Origin of the sequence: Mesorhizobium sp. CA5 (genome assembly GCF_020165105.1) — a bacterium.
Lineage (GTDB): Bacteria > Pseudomonadota > Alphaproteobacteria > Rhizobiales > Rhizobiaceae > Mesorhizobium.
The window spans coordinates 22,195-40,275 of the sequence record NZ_JAIUHJ010000025.1 but is presented as its reverse complement, the minus strand read 5'-3'; the positions used below and the strand labels follow the sequence as shown (position 1 = coordinate 40,275).

Annotated in this window: 10 protein-coding genes; all 10 read right to left on the bottom strand. The window is 60.3% G+C overall.

Translation table 11 applies throughout. The features are described from left to right. Window positions 1-77 precede the first annotated feature (77 nt). The 10 genes from LB529_RS25350 to LB529_RS25305 are packed head-to-tail and all read right to left on the bottom strand — an operon-like array spanning window position 78 to window position 18,064. Entirely contained in the window at window positions 78-1,214 is a 1,137-nt protein-coding gene (locus LB529_RS25350) for a cysteine desulfurase family protein (protein WP_224712631.1), read from the bottom strand. Between the two features lie 3 nt (window positions 1,215-1,217). After that, window positions 1,218-6,461 (bottom strand): FtsK/SpoIIIE domain-containing protein, encoded by a 5,244-nt coding sequence (locus tag LB529_RS29150; protein ID WP_224712630.1) that lies wholly within the window; start codon window positions 6,459-6,461, stop codon window positions 1,218-1,220. Between the two features lies 1 nt (window position 6,462). Then, on the bottom strand, window positions 6,463-8,031 hold the full coding sequence (locus LB529_RS25340) for a hypothetical protein (RefSeq protein WP_224712629.1): 1,569 nt from the start codon (window positions 8,029-8,031) through the stop codon (window positions 6,463-6,465). After that, window positions 8,028-9,887, bottom strand: coding sequence for a hypothetical protein (locus LB529_RS25335; protein ID WP_224712628.1), 1,860 nt, complete (start codon window positions 9,885-9,887; stop codon window positions 8,028-8,030). Before LB529_RS25335 ends, LB529_RS25340 begins: the two co-directional genes overlap by 4 nt. Next, on the bottom strand, window positions 9,884-10,702 hold the full coding sequence (locus LB529_RS25330) for a phosphoadenosine phosphosulfate reductase family protein (RefSeq protein WP_224584884.1): 819 nt from the start codon (window positions 10,700-10,702) through the stop codon (window positions 9,884-9,886). The genes LB529_RS25335 and LB529_RS25330 overlap by 4 nt, the downstream gene beginning before the upstream one ends. Further along, on the bottom strand, window positions 10,699-14,163 hold the full coding sequence (locus LB529_RS25325; RefSeq protein ID WP_224712627.1) for a hypothetical protein: 3,465 nt from the start codon (window positions 14,161-14,163) through the stop codon (window positions 10,699-10,701). Before LB529_RS25325 ends, LB529_RS25330 begins: the two co-directional genes overlap by 4 nt. Beyond that, window positions 14,156-15,106, bottom strand: coding sequence for a DUF4007 family protein (locus tag LB529_RS25320; protein ID WP_224712626.1), 951 nt, complete (start codon window positions 15,104-15,106; stop codon window positions 14,156-14,158). Before LB529_RS25320 ends, LB529_RS25325 begins: the two co-directional genes overlap by 8 nt. 2 nt (window positions 15,107-15,108) lie before the next feature. Continuing rightward, on the bottom strand, window positions 15,109-16,338 hold the full coding sequence (locus LB529_RS25315; protein WP_224712625.1) for an HNH endonuclease domain-containing protein: 1,230 nt from the start codon (window positions 16,336-16,338) through the stop codon (window positions 15,109-15,111). Next, window positions 16,338-17,594 carry a DGQHR domain-containing protein gene (locus tag LB529_RS25310; RefSeq protein WP_224712624.1) on the bottom strand — a complete coding sequence of 419 codons (1,257 nt, stop codon included), beginning with the start codon at window positions 17,592-17,594 and terminating at the stop codon, window positions 16,338-16,340. The genes LB529_RS25315 and LB529_RS25310 overlap by 1 nt, the downstream gene beginning before the upstream one ends. Next, entirely contained in the window at window positions 17,585-18,064 is a 480-nt protein-coding gene (locus LB529_RS25305) for a GIY-YIG nuclease family protein (protein ID WP_224712623.1), read from the bottom strand. Before LB529_RS25305 ends, LB529_RS25310 begins: the two co-directional genes overlap by 10 nt. Window positions 18,065-18,081 lie beyond the last annotated feature (17 nt).

The following is an 18,081-nucleotide window of genomic DNA, read 5'->3' as shown; positions in this document are numbered from 1 at the left end:
TGGCGTCGGACCACCGCATAGCGGCAAACGTTTAGTCTAGCCGGAGGGAAGATACCGGCGCGGAGAGCGGCAGGGCTTTATACTGGGGTCAGTAATGGTTCAAGCGCGACTATCGTCCGATCAACCTCTTCCTGGGTGGTTTTGATTGACAGACTAAAACGCAGCGTCGCACGGGCGTCGTCCGGTGACACACCCATTGCTGTCAGCACATGTGATGGCGCAGTGGCACCAGCGGAGCACGCCGATCCGGTAGCGATGCAAATGCCGCGCAAAGCAAGTTGTTCGATGACGTCGTCAGCCGCGATGCCGGGAAAAGACATGGAACTCGTGTTAGGAAGGCGCGGCGTCTTGCGAGAATGAACCGTTGCATCGGGTCGCAAGGCAACAAGTCGCGCTTCCAGCTGATCGCGCAACCGACCCACCTTCGCCATTTGGTCGAGCCCCGCCGTGGCCAGCCGCGCTGCGGCTGCCAGACCTGCCGCGCCGGGCACGTTCGACGTCCCACCACGAAGGCCGTTCTCCTGCTCTCCCGAAATCAGAGCATTTATCGACACACCGCCGCGGATGAAGAGCCCGCCAATTCCCTTGGGGCCATGAAACTTATGTGCGGAAAAGGAGAGGAGATCGACGTGCTCAAGCACATTAGAAAGATCGACGGGAATACGCCCCACTGCTTGGGTGGCATCGGTGTGGAGCAGTGCAGAGGGCGCCAGTTCTCGAACCAGCTTGGCAAGGGACGCGAGCGGTTGAACCGCGCCGGTTTCGTTGTTGGCAAGGTGAATCGAAACGAGCCGCGTTTCTGAACGAACAGCGGCGGCAAGACTCTCACCGTGGATCAATCCCTGTTCATTAACAGGTAGGACATCGATGTGATGCCCGCGCGCCTGTGCTGACCGCGCGGCACGCAGTATGGATGAATGTTCGCTAGCCGAGGTCACTACATGTGATCCCGGCGCAAGTGCGCCAAACATGACCCAGCTATTGGCCTCGCTCGCGCCTGAGGTGAAAACGATCTGATCGGTGTCCTCCGCCCCACCTAGCAGGTCGAGCATCGCAACACGCGCCTGCCTGAGCGGCCTTGCCGCACCTAACAGCTCGCCCGCTGTGGAGGAAGCGTTGAGAAAAAGTGTCTCTTGGTAGTAGCGCACTGCCTCAATCACCTCAGGGTGGGGGCGAGTGGTCGCGTTGTTGTCTAGATAAACGTTGATCTCCATGCGTTAGCCTAGCCCACGCACCAGCGCGGCTACCAGCTGCTCGAGACGATCGGTATCGATGAAGGGTACTTGGGCATAGATCGGAGTAGTCCCGCCGCCTATGATCGCAGCGAGGTGGCCCTTGCCCAGCAGCCGCTCGGCTCCGCCCCCTTTTACACCGAGTGAAAGATCCGAGGTGCCCGCGCTGTCCACTCGCAAGATGAGGCGGTTCCCCAGATTGCTGCGCAGTTGCATCGGGAAGACGCTGGCGTCCGGACGCTGGGCGGCAAAGATCAGGTAGATGCCTGCGGCACGCGCCTTGATGCCCAACCGATTGACCACCGCTTCAACGCCGGCGCGGTAGCTGTCCAGCTGCATCCAATCTGCAAACTCGTCGTGAACGAGCCACAGCAGCGGAAGGGGTTCGCTCGCCGTCTTGTTGTAGGCGGCTATGTTGGAGACGCGAGCCTCCTTGAACAGAGCATAGCGACGTTGCATCTCCATCACCAACGCCTCAAGGCGGGTGAGTGCTACGTCTTCCTGGTCGATGATTGGCCCGTCGAGGTGGGGAAGTGGTTCAAAGGCGAAGTAATCAACGCCACCCTTCGGATCGATCAGGATGATGCGCGATTGATCGGGACGGTTGGTGGCAGCGATACCCAGAATGATGTTCTGGATCAGAATGGATTTGCCGCTGCCGGTGCTTCCGGCCACGAGGGTGTGTGGCGCAGGCTCCGGCTCGAGGAACAACGGGAGGCCGTCGTCTTCCTTCACCGCGATCAAAAGCTTTGCATTTGCGGTGTCTGTATTGGTCTTCCAACCAGCCCAGACCTCCGGCAGACCGAGCGTCATCCGATGCGGCCGCTTGATCGAGACCACCACGAAGCCCGGTTCGGCGCGCACGCCGATCAGTTCGAGGCCGTGCGTCGATTCGAGTTCCTCGCGCTTGTTCTCTACCTTGGCAACGGTGAGATCGTCCGAGCCTCGGAACCTTAAGAGCGCGGCATTGGGGGTCAGAACCTGTTGTTCCAAACGTGCCGACATGCCGTAACGCAGCAGCGCTGCACGGCATCGCTGGGCCGTATCGTCGAGCCATAGCGTGTCGGTTTCTTGCGAAGGCCGCTCCTCAGCCCAATGCTCGAGCAATGCCCTGAAGCCAAGCAAAATATGGGACCCTTCGCTTGCGTCCGGTCGCGGATTGGGATCTGAAACGGGGATATCCACGGATGCCGCCACGGTGCTTCCATCTTCGACTTTTGCCATCGGTTCGGTGGAACTCTGCGGGACAGCCACTTGAGCGTCGGATGAAGGCTGCGTGCGCCGCGGCTGATGCTCCAATGTCTGGGCTAGCAGCGTTGCTCCAAGCTCCAGCCGAAGCGGCGTGGGGTCGCGGTTGTCGGCATAGGTCCGCACGATCTCGCGGACCGTCGCCGGCGCAAATCGCTCCTGGTAGCCGGATTGCGTGCCCTCCACCCCCACCATGTGGTCGGCCGAACCGATTTCGGAGTCGCCGAAGCCGTGGCTGAAGACGTGGCTGTAACCTGCCACCCGGATCGTGCATTTGCCGTCGCGGATGGCCGTGCGCCAGTTGGAATCAAGGCTGGAGCCGTCACGTTGCGCATCTTGCAACATTTCGGCCAGCCGAGCACGCCAGATGGTGGCGTCGGCCGGTTCGCCTTCGGCTGACAGCGCTTTTTCGAACCGCCGTAAGCTGGCCTTCAGTTGGATTTGGCTATGATCGGCCTTGTCGCGCAAGTTGGTGGTGGAGACAAACTTTGCCTCGGTCACGATGACATCCAGGAAGCGATTGCCGTCGGCATCGACCAACGGGGCGAGACAGAGCAAATCGGCCATTCGGCCCTCTACCTGGCCGAGCCAGCTCGCGTAATCGTCCAGAAACAGCCATGCTCGCGCGCGATCACCAAGTTCCTTGTCCACGAGGTATTTGCTGAGAACAACGCCGATCAACTCACCTGCACTGGTCCCGCGCCTCGCCGCGCGCAGGACGATATCGCCAGATACCGAATTCGCGTCGTTGATGAGCCTGCCGGCAAGTGCGGCGGCAGCATCTGGATCATAATTCGCATCGACCCCGCGCAGGCGACTGCACAATGTGGCGCGCAGCAGCGTGTCGGATGCCTTCGAGGAGATGATGAGTGAGCGATTGCTCCCCGCGGCATGCTTGTAGCGGATGACGGAGATACCGTTGTTGAGAAGCTGGCGGCGGTCGAGGAGGTCATCGAAATTCACCACCCACGCGCCCAGGCGATGGGTCTCGTCGAGCACCTGGCGGGTTTCATCGGACTGCAGCACCGTGCGCCGATCGGGCACGCGGCAAAGGCCGCGATCGCGGGCGGCGATTGCCAGCCCCGCATCGGCGAGCACCGCTACGGCATCAAGATAGTTCCAGCCGGCGGCGGTTTGGGCGGGACAGGTGAGATGCAATATCGCGTCTCGGTCAAAACGCCCGATCGCCTTGCGCCGAGACCACTGTGCCGGGTCGATGTCGACGGCGGCGCGTTCGATGCGCGGCACATCAGACCAGCCAAGCTCAGCCTGGCGCGAGATCACATCGTGGCAAAAGACAATATCGAACGGTGGACCATCGCTGCTCTGTGACGGCCGTTGCTCGTTGACCAGGATCGAGATCCGCAGCCGCGACATGAAATCGCGCGCCGCCTCACTCGCATGCAGCCCGTCCTGCTGGAGTTCGCGGTGGACGAGTTGCTGGTAGAGCGCGCGGAGCTGCTTGCCGTCGGTGTGCCGCAAAATGACCTGGCACATCGCCTCCTCGCCTTCTCGCTCGGCGTCTTTGCGGACCGCATCCACCACCGCTTGAGGCAACGCCGCAGCATCGCAGTTGAAAAGCACAATCGATAAATTATCGCGTTCGTGCGGCTGCAGATGGAGATAGACCTGCGCTAGATCGGCAATCTGCCTGGCCGTGGGCAGCACATTCTCGTTGCTCGGTGCATCCGCACCAGCGCGAGTGACAGGTCGTTCGAGCAACGAGTAGCCGTGCAGCGAATCGACCTCGCTGATGAGGATCGCCTGCGCGCTCGGCCATGTCATTGTGACATCGGGGCGTGCGGGGTTGCGAAGATTGCGCGAGAGCTCCTCGAAAAACATCGTGCCGCCGTCGGCGAACTCTGGGGCTTGCGGCGCAAACAGTGCGTCGAGCGCGCGACGAAATTTCGCCAGCTGAGCGTTGAGCGCCTCAAGCCGGAGCGGATGCCACGGACAGACGATGACGGACGCGCGAGCGCTGGTGGCGCCCTCGATCGGCGCCACACCAATCTCGAACAAAGGACGAAGAAGGGCTTCCACCACCATCGGGTGGTTGGAAACAGAGGTGCACACGGCATCGATCAGCGAACCATAGGCTTGTGCTTGATCTGCCAGCGATTGCGACCGTAGACCCAGTGAAGCCCAGTCCGCCAATGCGCCTTCATAGGAGCGTTCAAAGGTCCCAAAAGCGTCGGCAAGGTGGTCACCAATGTCCAACGCCAGCACTCCGGCCTTGCGGGCATCGGCAAGCGCGCGGCGCCAATCCAGCGCAAGCGATTCACAGCGCGAGCTCGCTGGCACGAACGAACCGCGATTGCGTTGCGCCGCCGGGTCAAGTTCGGACAGGTCGCGCAAATTGATACCAGCCTGAGCGGCGCGGGAACGCGGGCGATAGCCTGCGGAACAGCGTATAAGCGGCGTGCGTGCCTTGTTGTCACGCAGGCGCTCGAGATCGTTCGCAAGACCAATCCCTACCGCGTCGAGCGATCCCTCCCATACCAACCTGACGGATGCGCCGCTGGTCCCCTCTTCCTCCACGCGCACCTTGAAGCGAAGCTGCCTGGCCTTGCGCGCAGTGCTCTGCGCACCGCGTCGGCGGCTGGCAATTTCGTCGACAAAACTGTCATGGCGAAACGCGAGAACGCGTTTGAAGCTTACCAAACCTTCGAGCGCTGCCTCTAGCCCGCGGTAGCGCGCGGCGAACATCGCGCAGATATCCTCATTGAGCGAAAGAAAGGCGCGTTTCTCATCCTCTACTGCTTCGACGATGAGGGTCTGTCGTCCCGAAGCGCCGGGACGGTAGAGGCGGCGGACGCATTGAAGCAGCCCCTCGACAAGGTTGGTGCATGGAACTTCAGGGCCGAAGATGAAGCGGTCCCACAAGGCGGCAAGCCTTGGTTCCTGACGAATCTCAACAATGTGGTCGCTGTAAAACTCCTCGTCGCGCTCATCCTTACTGGGATTGCGACCGCGTTCGTCGGCCAGATCATCAAGATAGCGCCACTCGGCCTGCGTCAGCCGGTCATCGCGCGAGAGCTTGTAGAAGACGCGGGTTTCGGTTCCGATCGACTTGGAATCTGCACGCTGCGCTTCCTCGAAGAACTGTCGTATGTCAGGCCAGTCGAGCTCGAATGGGGCAAAGGATGCAGGACCGATCCCGGGCGGGCCATCCACGTAAGCCGCGAGCACGGCGTAAACGTCGCCTGGCAAGATCGAAGACATGCTGTCGAGTTTCTCGCGCAGCCTCGTCGTCGAAAAAGGCGTCTGGCTTTGGTCGCGTTTGTAGATGTAGCAATCGCGTTTCCAATGCGCGAGGAAACGCGTCCGCCACTGCGAATAATGGCCACGGCGCGCCGGTGAAATATCGTCGAAGAGTTGGTCAAAGCGAGGAAGATGCAATTTTGGCAGCGCGCCACCCAAGGCGGCTGGCAAGGGGCTGCCACCGCGGAGGTTGGCTGCTACGGCCACAAGATAGTCGGCAAACTGGCGCATCGACACGCGGTCGAGTTCCATCAATGCTCGGATTGCTGCACGCCATTGAATTGCGCGATCGCTGTCCGGAATTTCGGCGGCAGCGCCACTGTGGCCAAACCAAAGGTCGAGATGATCCGACGATAGCAAGGCCCCAGCATCAATTGGTTCCACCTGCGAAAGAGACTGCGCCTGCGATTCGTCGAGCAGGGCCAGCAGCCGCGCTTCCTTGCCGCACTCTGCATGACGCAGATCGGTGGTGTTGACCACGGTCAGATGCTCGGGCGCTATGCCTTCGATATTCGCAAATCCGTAAGCCGGAAGGCAGATGTCGAGGCGCTGGCACAACCCTTTGTCCTCTTGTATCGCAAGGACAATCGCAGCCATTTCAGCGAGCTCAAGCCCAGACAGTACGTAGCGCGCGGTGCCCGAATCCTGATGCACGCGATCAATTCCTGAGCGGATGATGTCGCGCCCCACGCGGCCGATGAGCGTCAAACCATCGGTCACTTCACTGCTCCCCCGAGAAGGGGTTTACGACATAAGCGCAGCCATCCGACAGACGCTGCAGTAACCCCATGCTGGCTAGCCGAGCCTCCAATCGCGCACGGTTGCGCTCGAAAGCAGCGGCGTCGAATTCCGCCGGGTCGAGCGCGGCGCGCGCCTCGGTCTCACCAAAGACAAGCCCATAGTGCTCATAAAGGTCCGAGAGAAAGCGCTTGAATTCAATGCGCTCGGCCACACGCGTTACAACGAGCGTCTTAAGCAACGCGTCGTTGGGCGCGTAGCGCATGCGGTTGGTTCCGCGCGAGGAGGAAAGCCCTATCTGTTTGGTGTAGCTGCTGTGCACTCGGCCAGCGCCAACTTCGTGCTTTTCTTCCACTTCGCGACGAAGGTTGGCGATAAGGTCGTGCGGCGCTGTGCTGCGGCCCGCCGTTTCACGGTAATGGAAGCGCGCTTCGATCAAATCGGCAGCGCGATCCGCCCGTTCTTGATCGGATACTTCCTCGTTGAGCAGCGCAACCCACTCCAATTCCTCTTCGAATCTGGTGATCACAGCGTCGAGGGCACGCAGCGTGAGGCTGTCGTTATCCTGGTAGGAGATGATCGAACGCTGGCGCACGAATTCGCGCTTTGGAGCAATAAGTTCGCATACCAGGGCCGGGCGGACCGGGCGCCCGGCGAGAGCCGCCGCAGTTTCAAGCTGATAGAGGACGACATGGAAGGTGCCGATCGGCACCAGATGCGCAAACGCGTCCTGCCCAGGCAGACCTAGCGCGAAGATCGCTATCCAGTCCTGCGCCAGCCGGTCAAACGCCGGGTGTTGCCGATAGGGCAGGTAAGTCTCACCTTTCTGGTCACGGTTCGCCTCATCATCACTTGGCGCCGAAAGCCTCGCGATCAGTCGGTTTTTGGACTGGTTTGGATCGAACAGGGCTGCGAACGACGCGCGCAATTCGGAGCCTCGCTTGGCTCGACTTGCCATCATGTAAAGAATTTCACCGGTCCGGCCAAAATTGTTGAAGTCGGCTGTGATCGTGCCTGTCTTGTCATTTTGAATGGCGTCGCTGAAAAGTGCGTCAACGCCAAAAGGGAAGATGAAGCGCGAGGTAGCGCGGCGGTTATGTTCGTTCTCAAGCTTGGTCTGGCGCACCAGACCCACAAGTTCGGCGAAGTCACGAAAGCTGCTGAAGCGATCCCGCAGATACTCGAAGTCGGTGCCAGCACTCAGGCCCTGCATTGATGCGAGCCATTCGGTCCATTGGCTTTCGTTGTCATCGGACGCTGCTGCAATCCGTTCCATGTCATCATTGCTGAACAGTATGGCTCGCAAGCCCAAGCGGAAGCGCATCCTATAAGGGTGGAGCCTGTCGGGAGCGCGCGGCGTGAAGGCCGTTTCGGCGTCCATGCGATGAAAGGCCTCTGCTACGTTCAGAAACTCCAGAAACAGTAGCCATGGCGTCTGGCGAGGCCACAAGCGATGGCCAAACAGCGCTTCTTCAACCCAGACTGTGCTTTGTCCTGGCGCACCGGATGCGCTCGATACATCGGCTCTATTGCCTTGCGCCAAGAAATTCATAGCCGAATCCCAAGCTGCCGCGTGACAAGAGCACCATCTGTGCCTGTACTGAGGATCGACAGCGGTACGGAACGCCCCTCGTTGATCCGGTAAAAGTCGGAAAGCACGCGAGTCTTGAACGAAATAATGTCCTCATAGCACTCTTTCGAAAAACTTGAGGGCAGCGCGCCCTGTGCCACGCGCATCAGAAATTCGAAGCGCATCAGCGTGAGTGGAAGCGCTGCGTCGTGATGTTGGCGCAAATGGACGTGCAGCACCGGGACATGGCGATCGGGATCGAAACTGAAGCTTATCCCTGAGCCGTTGAAGTCGAGCTCGAGCGGGACCGCGTTGAGATAGAGATCGCTGACCCGCGCGGTGGTGAAATCAAGTCCTGTGGTCAGGTAGAGCTTGTCCAGCGAGCCGGCTAGCATGCCCGTCCAGACACGGTTCAGTCCCTGCACCAGGCGCGCTAGCAGCGCCGGATCCACCGCGCCGCCCGCGCGCAAAGGAGTTAGCATCCGGCCGCGATAGTCACCGGCCGACTGGAAGACACTCAAATGCCAAGGGTCAAACCTGGGATCCGCCTCGGTCAGGCGGAAAAATAGCCGCCGGCGCTCTGCAATCAACCCGGCATGGAATTCATCGGCGGCGCCACGATCCTCTTCGGCCTCCAGATAGGCTTCCCGCAGTCGCTCGAAGCCCGGGTTGACGCCGTATTGCGGGTCGTCGCCCAGCAATCGTTGATGATGGGCCTGGAGGTCCGTGTCATTTTGGCCAAAAACCAGCAAGGCGTCGAGCGCGTTGCTGGTCTCGAGCCCGATGCGAAAGCCGGTGAGGAAGCGAAAAACCGCGTATCTCTCACGCCGCGCCTCGGCCAGATTGGCGCCAAGCAGATTGTCGTAGAGACACGCATCATGATGGCGGCCGTCACGCACCAGTTCTCGAAGTGCGTCGGCGCGTGCCAACCCATCGCCGCCCTTGTAGCCAAGCAACGCATTGACGAGGAGCAGCAGGATCTCTCGGATCGAGACATGGAAACCATTGCTGTCACACAACTCTCCAAGCGCTTGCAGCCTTTCGCGAATGCGCGGCTCCAGAAGCAACCGAAAGTTCCTCGTGAGAGGCGAAGACGGGCTAAAGGCCGGATCGTTCGCCTCGGCCTCGAAACACGCCCATTCCGGGCGCGCGAGCAGGCAGTCGAGCGCACGCCCCAAAAGTTGCCTGGTCGACATGCGGCTAAGGTTCAGGAACAGCAAAGCCGCGCCGGCCTGGCTACGTTGGTCGCGGGTTAGCAATGTTTCGATAAGCGGCTTCAGCCGTGTGTCGGCACCATCCGGCAGCGAATCAAAAGCCTGGACGAGTTTGCCGTCATTTCCGGCCACTACGAAATACTCGCTCGGTTCTGGATCGAAGACGGACCGTGCGAAGCGGTTCAGCAAATCAATCTGTTCGGCCTTCCAAGGCTGGTGCTGTTCGGGCGTGAAACCGCTGAACTCAAAGATGAAGTGGAGCGTGCGATCACCTTGCGGGGTCGCAACCACCACCTTGCCGTAGTTGGAGCGATCCTTTCCTTCCTTTCGGCTTTTGTCGCCCGTCAACCGATACCACAACTCGCTGCACAGGCTCGTCTTGCCATCGCCCGCAGTGCCGGTCAGGACCACGTTGGTGAGCGCGCCCTGTTCCGGCGCGATCGCCTCGGCAAGCGCCTCCGCCTCGGGATGTTCGAAGGCAAGGGGTGCCACGCCGTAGGCCAGTGCCTGCTGTGACACAGTCTCGGCGTACATGCCCTCAGTCTTGTTGGCCGGCCCATAGCTGCGCAGGAACGAAATCCAACGCTCACCCAATGAGGCATGGCCCTGTGGGATACTGCTCACAGTTGGCAAATCATACAGCCTTCGCGCGGAGTGGGTTCCGTCTCCAGGCCGCCAAGCACGTCCACGAGCGGTCGCTGGCCGCGCCGCGCACGCTTGCGCTCCTGACTACGTTGCCAGTTCTCTTCTATTGCGGCCATACGCTCGGGCCGCTCGAGTTGGTCAAGCGGCTCGTCGGTCCAATAAAAGACTTGGCCGTTGACGCGGTTGGGCTTTTCGTACGCCTTGGCTTCTTCAAACAGCTGCGGGTAATGCTGCTTGAGGCGCACCCACTCAATCTTTTGCTGATAAAAGCAGAAGAAGCAGCCCGAACGGGTCCGCCCCCACTCGGTGTAAGGCGGCATGCCCAGGCCGGATTCTGTCAGGATGCGCACAACGCCGGCATAGTCGATGCCGTCGTCGCGGAATGGAAAAACAGCACGAATATTAGGCTTGTGGCTGATATAGCCCACGCGATCCTCATCGGCACGAATGCCGACATAGTTGATGCAAGGCTCGTCACCTATGTAGGCCTCGAAAGGCTTGAGCTTCAGGTAGTCGGTACACCAGCGCCGGCGCGCCGAAGGCAGCACGCCGCCCTTTGTCCGCAAGATGTCATCGAACCCCTGACGCGTCGTGGTGCGTATGACGCGCTGCCCGAGATAGGATTCAAGCCGCTCGATATAGGCTACGGTGTCCGGCAATTCCTTGTCCGTATCATGGAAAATGTATTCCATGTTCGGGACGCGGTCTCGCAGATGGATTGCCAGTGCGGTGCTGTCCTTACCGCCCGACAGGCTCAAAATATGGCGAACTGAGGGGCCTTCCCAGTCAATCACGTTGTCCGTCCTGCTTGTTGTGAAGTCTCGTTGTCGGCATCTTCGTCGCTGGTTGAGGCAAGCAGCAACCGCGCGGCCGCGATACGCCCAATTCGCCCGGTCCGCTCGAGCAGCGGCGCCAATTCGGCCTCGGCGAGCTTGATGGCCGCTTCCTGCTCGGCAGTGGTGCGAAATACCCGCTCCACAAGGCGCCCGTCAGCGCAGGTCACCGCGATCCGATAGGCACTGTCGTCATCGCCCTGACCGGGGAAATGAATCGTCTCCACTTGACGGAATCGCCGGGTGAAGAAGGCCAGCCGCTGGTGAAACTCCTCTTCATCACTGTCGGTCCAGCGTTCGGCTGGTTTGCGCGCCACGAAGCTGGCTATCGATTCAAGCCATGCAGTGTCGTCCAGCTTCTCGTCCGCGAGGCGCAGCACAAATGCCCGCAATTCAGGCTCCACCAGAGCGCGAACAAGAGCGCGGCCGCGCAGAAGGATTGGCGCGCGCAGCTTTTCAAGGTCCTCGTCGGTCTCAAGTGCTGCTCCGAGGGCCGCGGCGAGACGATTGAGCAGACGCGGATATGCATCGCGCAGTTCGCGTATCGCCCCTGCCATTGACTTGACGTAGCGGACCACTGTTTCGCTGCCGGGGAGCGTTTGCGGACCGATCGTCTCCAGATCGAAGGCCTTGGGCAGGTCGGTGAAAAGAAGCGCGCTGGGGTCGCGACCGCTCAGAAGCGCTGAACGCGCAGAAAGCGTCGCAGGAGCTAGGCGGCGGGTTCGGCGCGAGTAATCAGGGAGCTGCTTGCCCACAAACGTCATCAGGGGCCGAACGATGTCAAGCAGCGCCGGGCGTTCGCTCAGTCGAGCCTCAAGCGCTGCGCCGAGCTGAACATAAAGCTCGGCCCGTACTCCTTCGACTGCACAATGTTGGAATTCGAAATGCTCCGGCTCCTTGGTAATGCGCGTAAATTCGGGACCGCCCACCTGCTCAAGATAGGTCCCATCTTCGTAGACCGCAGTCTCATGCCAGCGCGCACGCAGATAGATCGCGATCACCAGAGGGATGAGCCCATCGCGCATACCGAAATCTTCGCCGCGCAGGACATTTGCCAAAACTTCGTACCCAACAGGCTTGTCGACGGCCTTGAGGGTTTTGGCGATTTCATTGAGCGCCGGCCCGAAATTCAGGGGATCATCATGCCCATCAGGGATCCGGATTTCCCATCGGCCCTTATGCTGGACGTGGATGCCACCCTTTTGCAGCACGGACAGATAGATTGCTCGCTCGGGCGGCGTGTTCTCAGATGGAAGGCCGAGGCCTGGCTGATCGGCATTGGTGGCGAGCGCCTCTATGAGAAGCGAGCGCGCGCGCGCAGCTGCCGTGCTCAAGGTCCGTCTGTTGATCAGCTCGTTACCGACCCAAGGGCATTTGGCAAAGGCAGCATCGCACAGGTCGGACAGATGCGAGACGAAGCTGCGGGACGACGCGAACTGCCGCTCACCGTTGTGGTCGCGCCAGCGCATGGCGGACGCGGCATTGCCACGCACGTCGAGCAAGCCACCAAGAGTACGGGCGAGACGCTCCTCGGCGAGCGCCAGCTGCCGCGAAACCTCGGTGCGAGCGATACGGTCGCCAGCCAACGCGGGCGTGTGATCCCGCACCCAGCGCCAGGCAAGCACATCACGAAGCAGAGGGTCGAGACCCGAAGTGTGGCCTGGCAGACCTACAAGAGTTGTCCTGGGAAGCTTACAATGCGCGAGACGGCTCCAGGCATCGTCACGTTCTCGCTCGGAAGAGGAAAGAAGCAACACCACTCGACCGTCCGGAGCATGCGGGTTAGCTTCGATCTTGGCCTGCACCTCCGCCTCGAATACTGCGCTGTCGACGCATATGAGTTCAAAATGCCGAAGAGTGCCGCGTTCGACATAGTGGCGTCGCGCGACGATCGGGTCCGTGCGTATCAACCTCTTCAGATGGTCGAACGTTTTGTTGATCGGACCGATCGCACGCTCCGCTGCAGCAAAGGCCACGTCGAGATCGACGCTGGTATGCGGCCACAGACACAACGCCCCGGCAGCGCCGCGATCATAGAGGATGCGTGCTTCATGCGAGAGCCGGCTGATCGCCGCCTTTGCCCGCTCGTTGGCGCGCTTGTCCGCCCCTGCTACGGCAAGCAGCACGGCCTCGCGCGTTGAAGGGAGTGAAGGATCGTCGATAAAGTTGAGGAGTGCCACCGTCTTGAGAACGGCCTCCTCGTCAGCTCCACGGGTGTCGGCTGACCGCAAAATCTCTCGTATCTGGTTCCAGCGCGTGGCATGAGCGCCCGAGCCGAGCAGACTGGCAAAATTTGCAACCAGATAGTCGAAGAAATCTTGTAGCCGGTAGGGCTTGAATCCTTCGATCGCATGCTGGGCATGCGCCATCAACCCGCAGGGTTCAGTGGAAGATAGGAAACTGAACAGCGACCGCTCGTTCTGTCCGAAGCGGCGCATTGCACGACTGATTACAGGAAGCACCGTGGCATCCAAAGGAAGCAACGCCGGCGCGAGCTCAACCATCGCTGAGCGGCTGACGGCATTGCCATACCAATTCTGCTCGAGCGCGTTGGCCATCACACGCTCGGCTGCGCGCACCAACGGACCGGGACAGGCGTTGATATCCACGTCGAGCGCAGCGGCTATCAGCGTCGCGGCCTGCTGAAGGGGCGGCGAAAACACCACCTCCTCGTAGCGGCCGGCCACTTTCTCCCATTCGCGTCGATGCGCGCTCGTCAGTCTGCTGGCATAGCCGGCGATCGCCTGGTGGACGATGGCCATCACCATCACCGGCTGATCGCCGCTACGCGCTGCGTACTCTGCCAGATGCTGCAGCAGATAGATGTCGTCGGCTTCATTCTGAGCGGCCGCAAATTCGAGATTCTTGCCGAGTTCATCGAGGATCACGAGGATACCGGCGGCCCTGCCGTGCGCTATGAGTGCCGAACGCAACGCGTCCAGCGCCATGACCACGCGCTGCGGCTCGGGCGCTACATTGAGCGCACTGCCGAGCGCGCGAGGCAGGCGAGCAAAGCATCTTTCGGCACAAGCGCGCAGCGCGCGCAAGAGGCTCTCGCCCACCGGCTCACGCTCGCCCACAACCAGCACAGGTTCGAGGCGCTGAGGCGCGCAAAATGCCCGCAGCTCTTGTGGCAAGAGCTTCTTGTCCGCGACCCCGAGCCGGGCAAGCGCCAATGCGAAGCTTGACTTGCCTGAGCCATAGTCGCCGGTCAAGCGCCAGGCACGCGCAGTTGATCCGCCGCGAAAACCATCGGCCACTCGTTTGGCGATGTCGCGAATAAATGGTGTCACCACATAGTAAAGGCTGGCGTGGGGATCGGCGAAGTCGCGCTCTATCTGCACCGAACGCAAATGGTGCGGGCGCACCTGGAGCAGGGCTGCGAAGCGATGATCCCGCGTGTGTGTCTCGGCATCAAGCATCGATCAACTCCACGGCAGGCTGTTGACGAAACAGATCGCGAAGCAGCTCGGTTGCAGGCGGGGATGCAGGGCGGCGCAACATGAACTGATTGAAGCTCTCGATGAGCTCGACCCTGGCGCCGCGGCTAGAGGCAAGTCGCATCACGCGCGCCAATACCTCATCTTCAGGCATGCGGAAAACACGACCCGGCGCGTTGTGGCCAAAAGCGATCGAGGAAAGCGAAACGGTCTCCTCGAACTCGAACGATTTGTTCCACCAATCGTGGAGACAGTAGGAAAACAATGCGTCACTGATCGTTGGTTTGGGATCGACATCGAATGCGAAGACTGGTTCACGGCGACCCTGTAGCGTCTCGCGATCGCCAGCTCGCGCCACCAATGCGAGCGACGACAAGGGACTATCAATACCCTCCTCGCCTCGGCCATTGCGCCCGCGCAGATAGGTGTGAAGCCAGACGTCGAAATGCTGTCGGGCACTGACACTGGAAAGCGGGCGCAGAGCGCGCTCTGCTTCACGCCCGAAGGCGGTCATGACCTCAGAAGCGGTGAAGAACCGCTCGCTCCAACGGTTGATCAGCAATTCCCAGGCAAAGAAGGGATTCTGGCGTAGCGTAGCGATGTTCCAGTGAAGCAGCCAAAGCGTTTGCTCATCCTCAAGGAACCGGTCGTAGCCGCCAGCCCCCAGCAGCGCTTCGCCCAGCGGCGTGAGCCTCCATTTGCCGTCCTGCCGGGTGGCTATGCCGTAGGCCTCTACCCAGGCACGCAGTGATTCGACCATATTCTTGCCGAGGCCAAGCCGCACCACTCCGCGAAGCGGATCACTGAAGACGTCGTCATCGTCCTGAATGGCTTGCGCGGCCTTGGGCAGCCAAGCGGTCCTGAGCGCGAAGCTCTGGTGCCCACCAAACCGGTAAGTCAACGAATCAGCTGCAATATTGGTCACGTTTATCCATAATCCTCGTAATGCCGTGACGCTATCAGGCCGTTCGCCTCGCCACCACCCTCGCGGGCAAAATCCTGTGCATCACCCGTGTCTGCAACATTGTGCCAATGCGCCGGAAACCCTTGATTTGCTGCGATCTGCGCCAGAGGCCGAACGAGTTGGCTGTAGCGCTCTTCAATCCACTTTTGGGTAAGGCCGCTGAGCTGCGAAGGGCTCACGCCGAAAAAGCCGGCATAGGCTTCGGCCAAGCCAGATGGCAGACGCGGCTGGCGAAGAACATCGGCATGCAGGCCGGCAAGCCGCGGGAGGTACAGGTCGAGTGCCGGCAGATGATCGGACTTGCTGCGATTTGTTGCTGGATTGACGGGAGCCAGGTTCCAGAATTCGTCATGGACCACAAACGACCAAGGCAGGAAATGGTCAACTTCGAAGCGCTCTTGGAGCGCCTCATTGCTGAAGATGTCCACCAAGCCCTCTGCGCCAGCCCGGTCGATAATTTGTGCCCATCGGATGCGAGCCAGGGCAAGCGAGCGGCGGCGCGGCAGCTCAAGCTTCTTGATGACGCCAGGAACATTTGGGTTGCGGGCTTGCAGGTATCGGGCCAGCTGTTGCTCCGCAAAGCCGAGCACGAGCGCTTGGTTTGCCGTGAGCCAATCGCGCCAGCCAGGCGCCAGCTCCACCAACAGACGGTCACGCATTTCGATAAGCCGATAAGGACCGCTGTCGGCTTTGCCAAAGGCTCGATCCGACACCGCCATGAGGTCGCGCGAGCCTCGACGATCATACGGAGTTTCGCGGGCAGCCTGGGGAAACCAGCTTGCCAGGAAGCGGCCTGGTACGAAACGCACGAGTTCGTCGGCCCACTTCGGGAACGCTCCCCATGCATCCAGCGCACTCCTCAATCGCCGCGCCGAAGATCGCGGTGGCAGACCTGAGCTTTCCTGAAGAGAGCGGACACAATCCTGGAGCCGATCCACCCTACCAAGCGACAGCCGGAAAAGCGCCACGGCCGCCCAAGCGCGAACAATCATCTCCCGCACGAGCCTTTCCGTTGGCAACGGCGCTTCAAATTCCGGCAATACGTGGATGATCGCCAGCAACCAGAAGTATTTGTAGGAAGACGTTGTGTCGCGAAATACGGTCCCGAGTTCTGCGGTCCGCAAAAAAGGTATTGGGCGCCGACCGGGCGGAGAGATTGTGATGATTGCAGGGCGCGCGCTCGTCTCCGACATCAACTGAACCGTGAAGGCAGGCGAACGCTGTCAACTGTCACACCTTGCGCGACGGCTAGCCGCTCCCGCAGCTTCGCATCGGCCTTTCGCTCACCGAGCATGTATTGCAAAAGAGCAACGACCAGAGTGGCATTGGCAGTAATCATCCGGTTGCGCCGATCGTCCCATATTACCCCCTTAAATGGTGGCTTAGTCAGTTCCAGCGGGACTTTCTTGACAAGCCTGAAGGCGGCGGCGAGCGTATGCTCCTTCTGCATCGAGGCGATCAGCCGCATCATTATTGTCAGTCCAACGGGGCGGAACAGCAGCCGATGTTTCGGGGCCGCGCGGCCTGAAGGTATCAATTCGCCGAACGTCTTGCTCCGCATCGCTTCGTCGAGCTCGGTGTCGAGGGCGATGAGCCGCAGGAGATAGTCCAGTACTTCGCTGGCATAGCGGTTAATCATGCGGTCGGGGAGTCGGACACGCGTGGCGCGTTTCAATTCGTCGTCGCCCCGTCTTGCACCGATGTCGTTCAGCACCAGCTTGATGAGATCGTAAAAATGGCCGATCGAAGTCAGCGCGCGTGCCTGGGCGGGAATGCTCGGAGTGAAGCGATCGATGTCGATCTGCCCACGATTAAATAGTGATTGCTCATCTACAAAGCGTCGGGTGAGGATGGCGGCCAGGTCGACCTCATCGAGCGCAATTATGTCTCGCTTCGCTACTGGGACCGCCTTCTTGTTGATGGCAACAAACAGGCTACGGGTTCGTCGCACCCCCTTGGCATCGGTCCGGTGTGCTACGAACAAAACCGACACACGATCATCACCGATCTCGGCGTTCTTCTCGAGTGCGCGTCGAATACCCGCCAGCCGATGTTGGCCATCGAGCGCGAACAGATGTTCGCTACCGCTGAACTCAAGATAGCCGAGCGCATCGCGATCCGTCTCGTCGATATCCGATAGGCTGTGCGCGTTATTGCGTACAGCCACATCAAAGGGGTGCCATTGGGGATGGCCGCCGTGGACGCCTACCACAAGTGAATTGAAGAACCGATCGTTGGTCTTGATCAGATAATCCGAAATGTCCTGGGCGCGCGTCTTATCGTCTAGACTGCGCTGGATCATTTCACTGAGCTTTGGATTGTCATGTATTTCACGAGCATAGCGCACCCGTGCCTGGAGATCGGCCAGCCTCATCAGCGCCGCATAGTAGACCCAACTGCCGAACTGACCCTGAATGGCAGGAAGGTAAAGACCTTTATTCATTGCCATGCATTTCGGCTTGCTCTCACTTCGGCGCTGAAATCGCGCACCGAATAGGGAGGCATCAGACTATCGTTTAGTGCGCGCTCCATCTCCCGCAATCGTGCCTTATTGGCGTCATGTTGCGCGAAGCAAAATTCGGCCTCGCCCCAAAAGACGTTCAAAAATTTTCGGATCTGCTTGCGGCCTCGTCCATTCTTCCTCTCAATCAAATATTGCCTGTAGCGGCTTCGCAGGTTTTCCGTCTCTCCAGCGTAGAGAGGATACTGGACTTGCGGCAGACCACCCAAACTGTGCCCCACGATGAAACAGTACAACCCTGACTTTTCCGGAACCGCTGTGGCACCGCCTCCGCGGAATGGGACCACCTGCCAGCTAAGTCTATGATCCTGCGAAAACTTCTCCCATCGGCTTGGATAAGGAGCGCATCGGATGATCCGCATTTCATCGGCCGCGACTCTCTCCAAGAATGCTTCCAACAATTCACTCCCTGGCA

Bases quoted from the DNA above. Each gene is read 5' to 3' on its own strand.
- LB529_RS25350 (WP_224712631.1), bottom strand. From the start codon at position 1,214: ATGGAGATCAACGTTTATCTAGACAACAACGCGACCACTCGCCCCCAC.
- LB529_RS25325 (WP_224712627.1), bottom strand. From the start codon at position 14,163: ATGCTTGATGCCGAGACACACACGCGGGATCATCGCTTCGCAGCCCTG.
- LB529_RS25310 (WP_224712624.1), bottom strand. From the start codon at position 17,594: ATGGCAATGAATAAAGGTCTTTACCTTCCTGCCATTCAGGGTCAGTTC.
- LB529_RS25315 (WP_224712625.1), bottom strand. From the start codon at position 16,338: ATGTCGGAGACGAGCGCGCGCCCTGCAATCATCACAATCTCTCCGCCC.
- LB529_RS25340 (WP_224712629.1), bottom strand. From the start codon at position 8,031: ATGAATTTCTTGGCGCAAGGCAATAGAGCCGATGTATCGAGCGCATCC.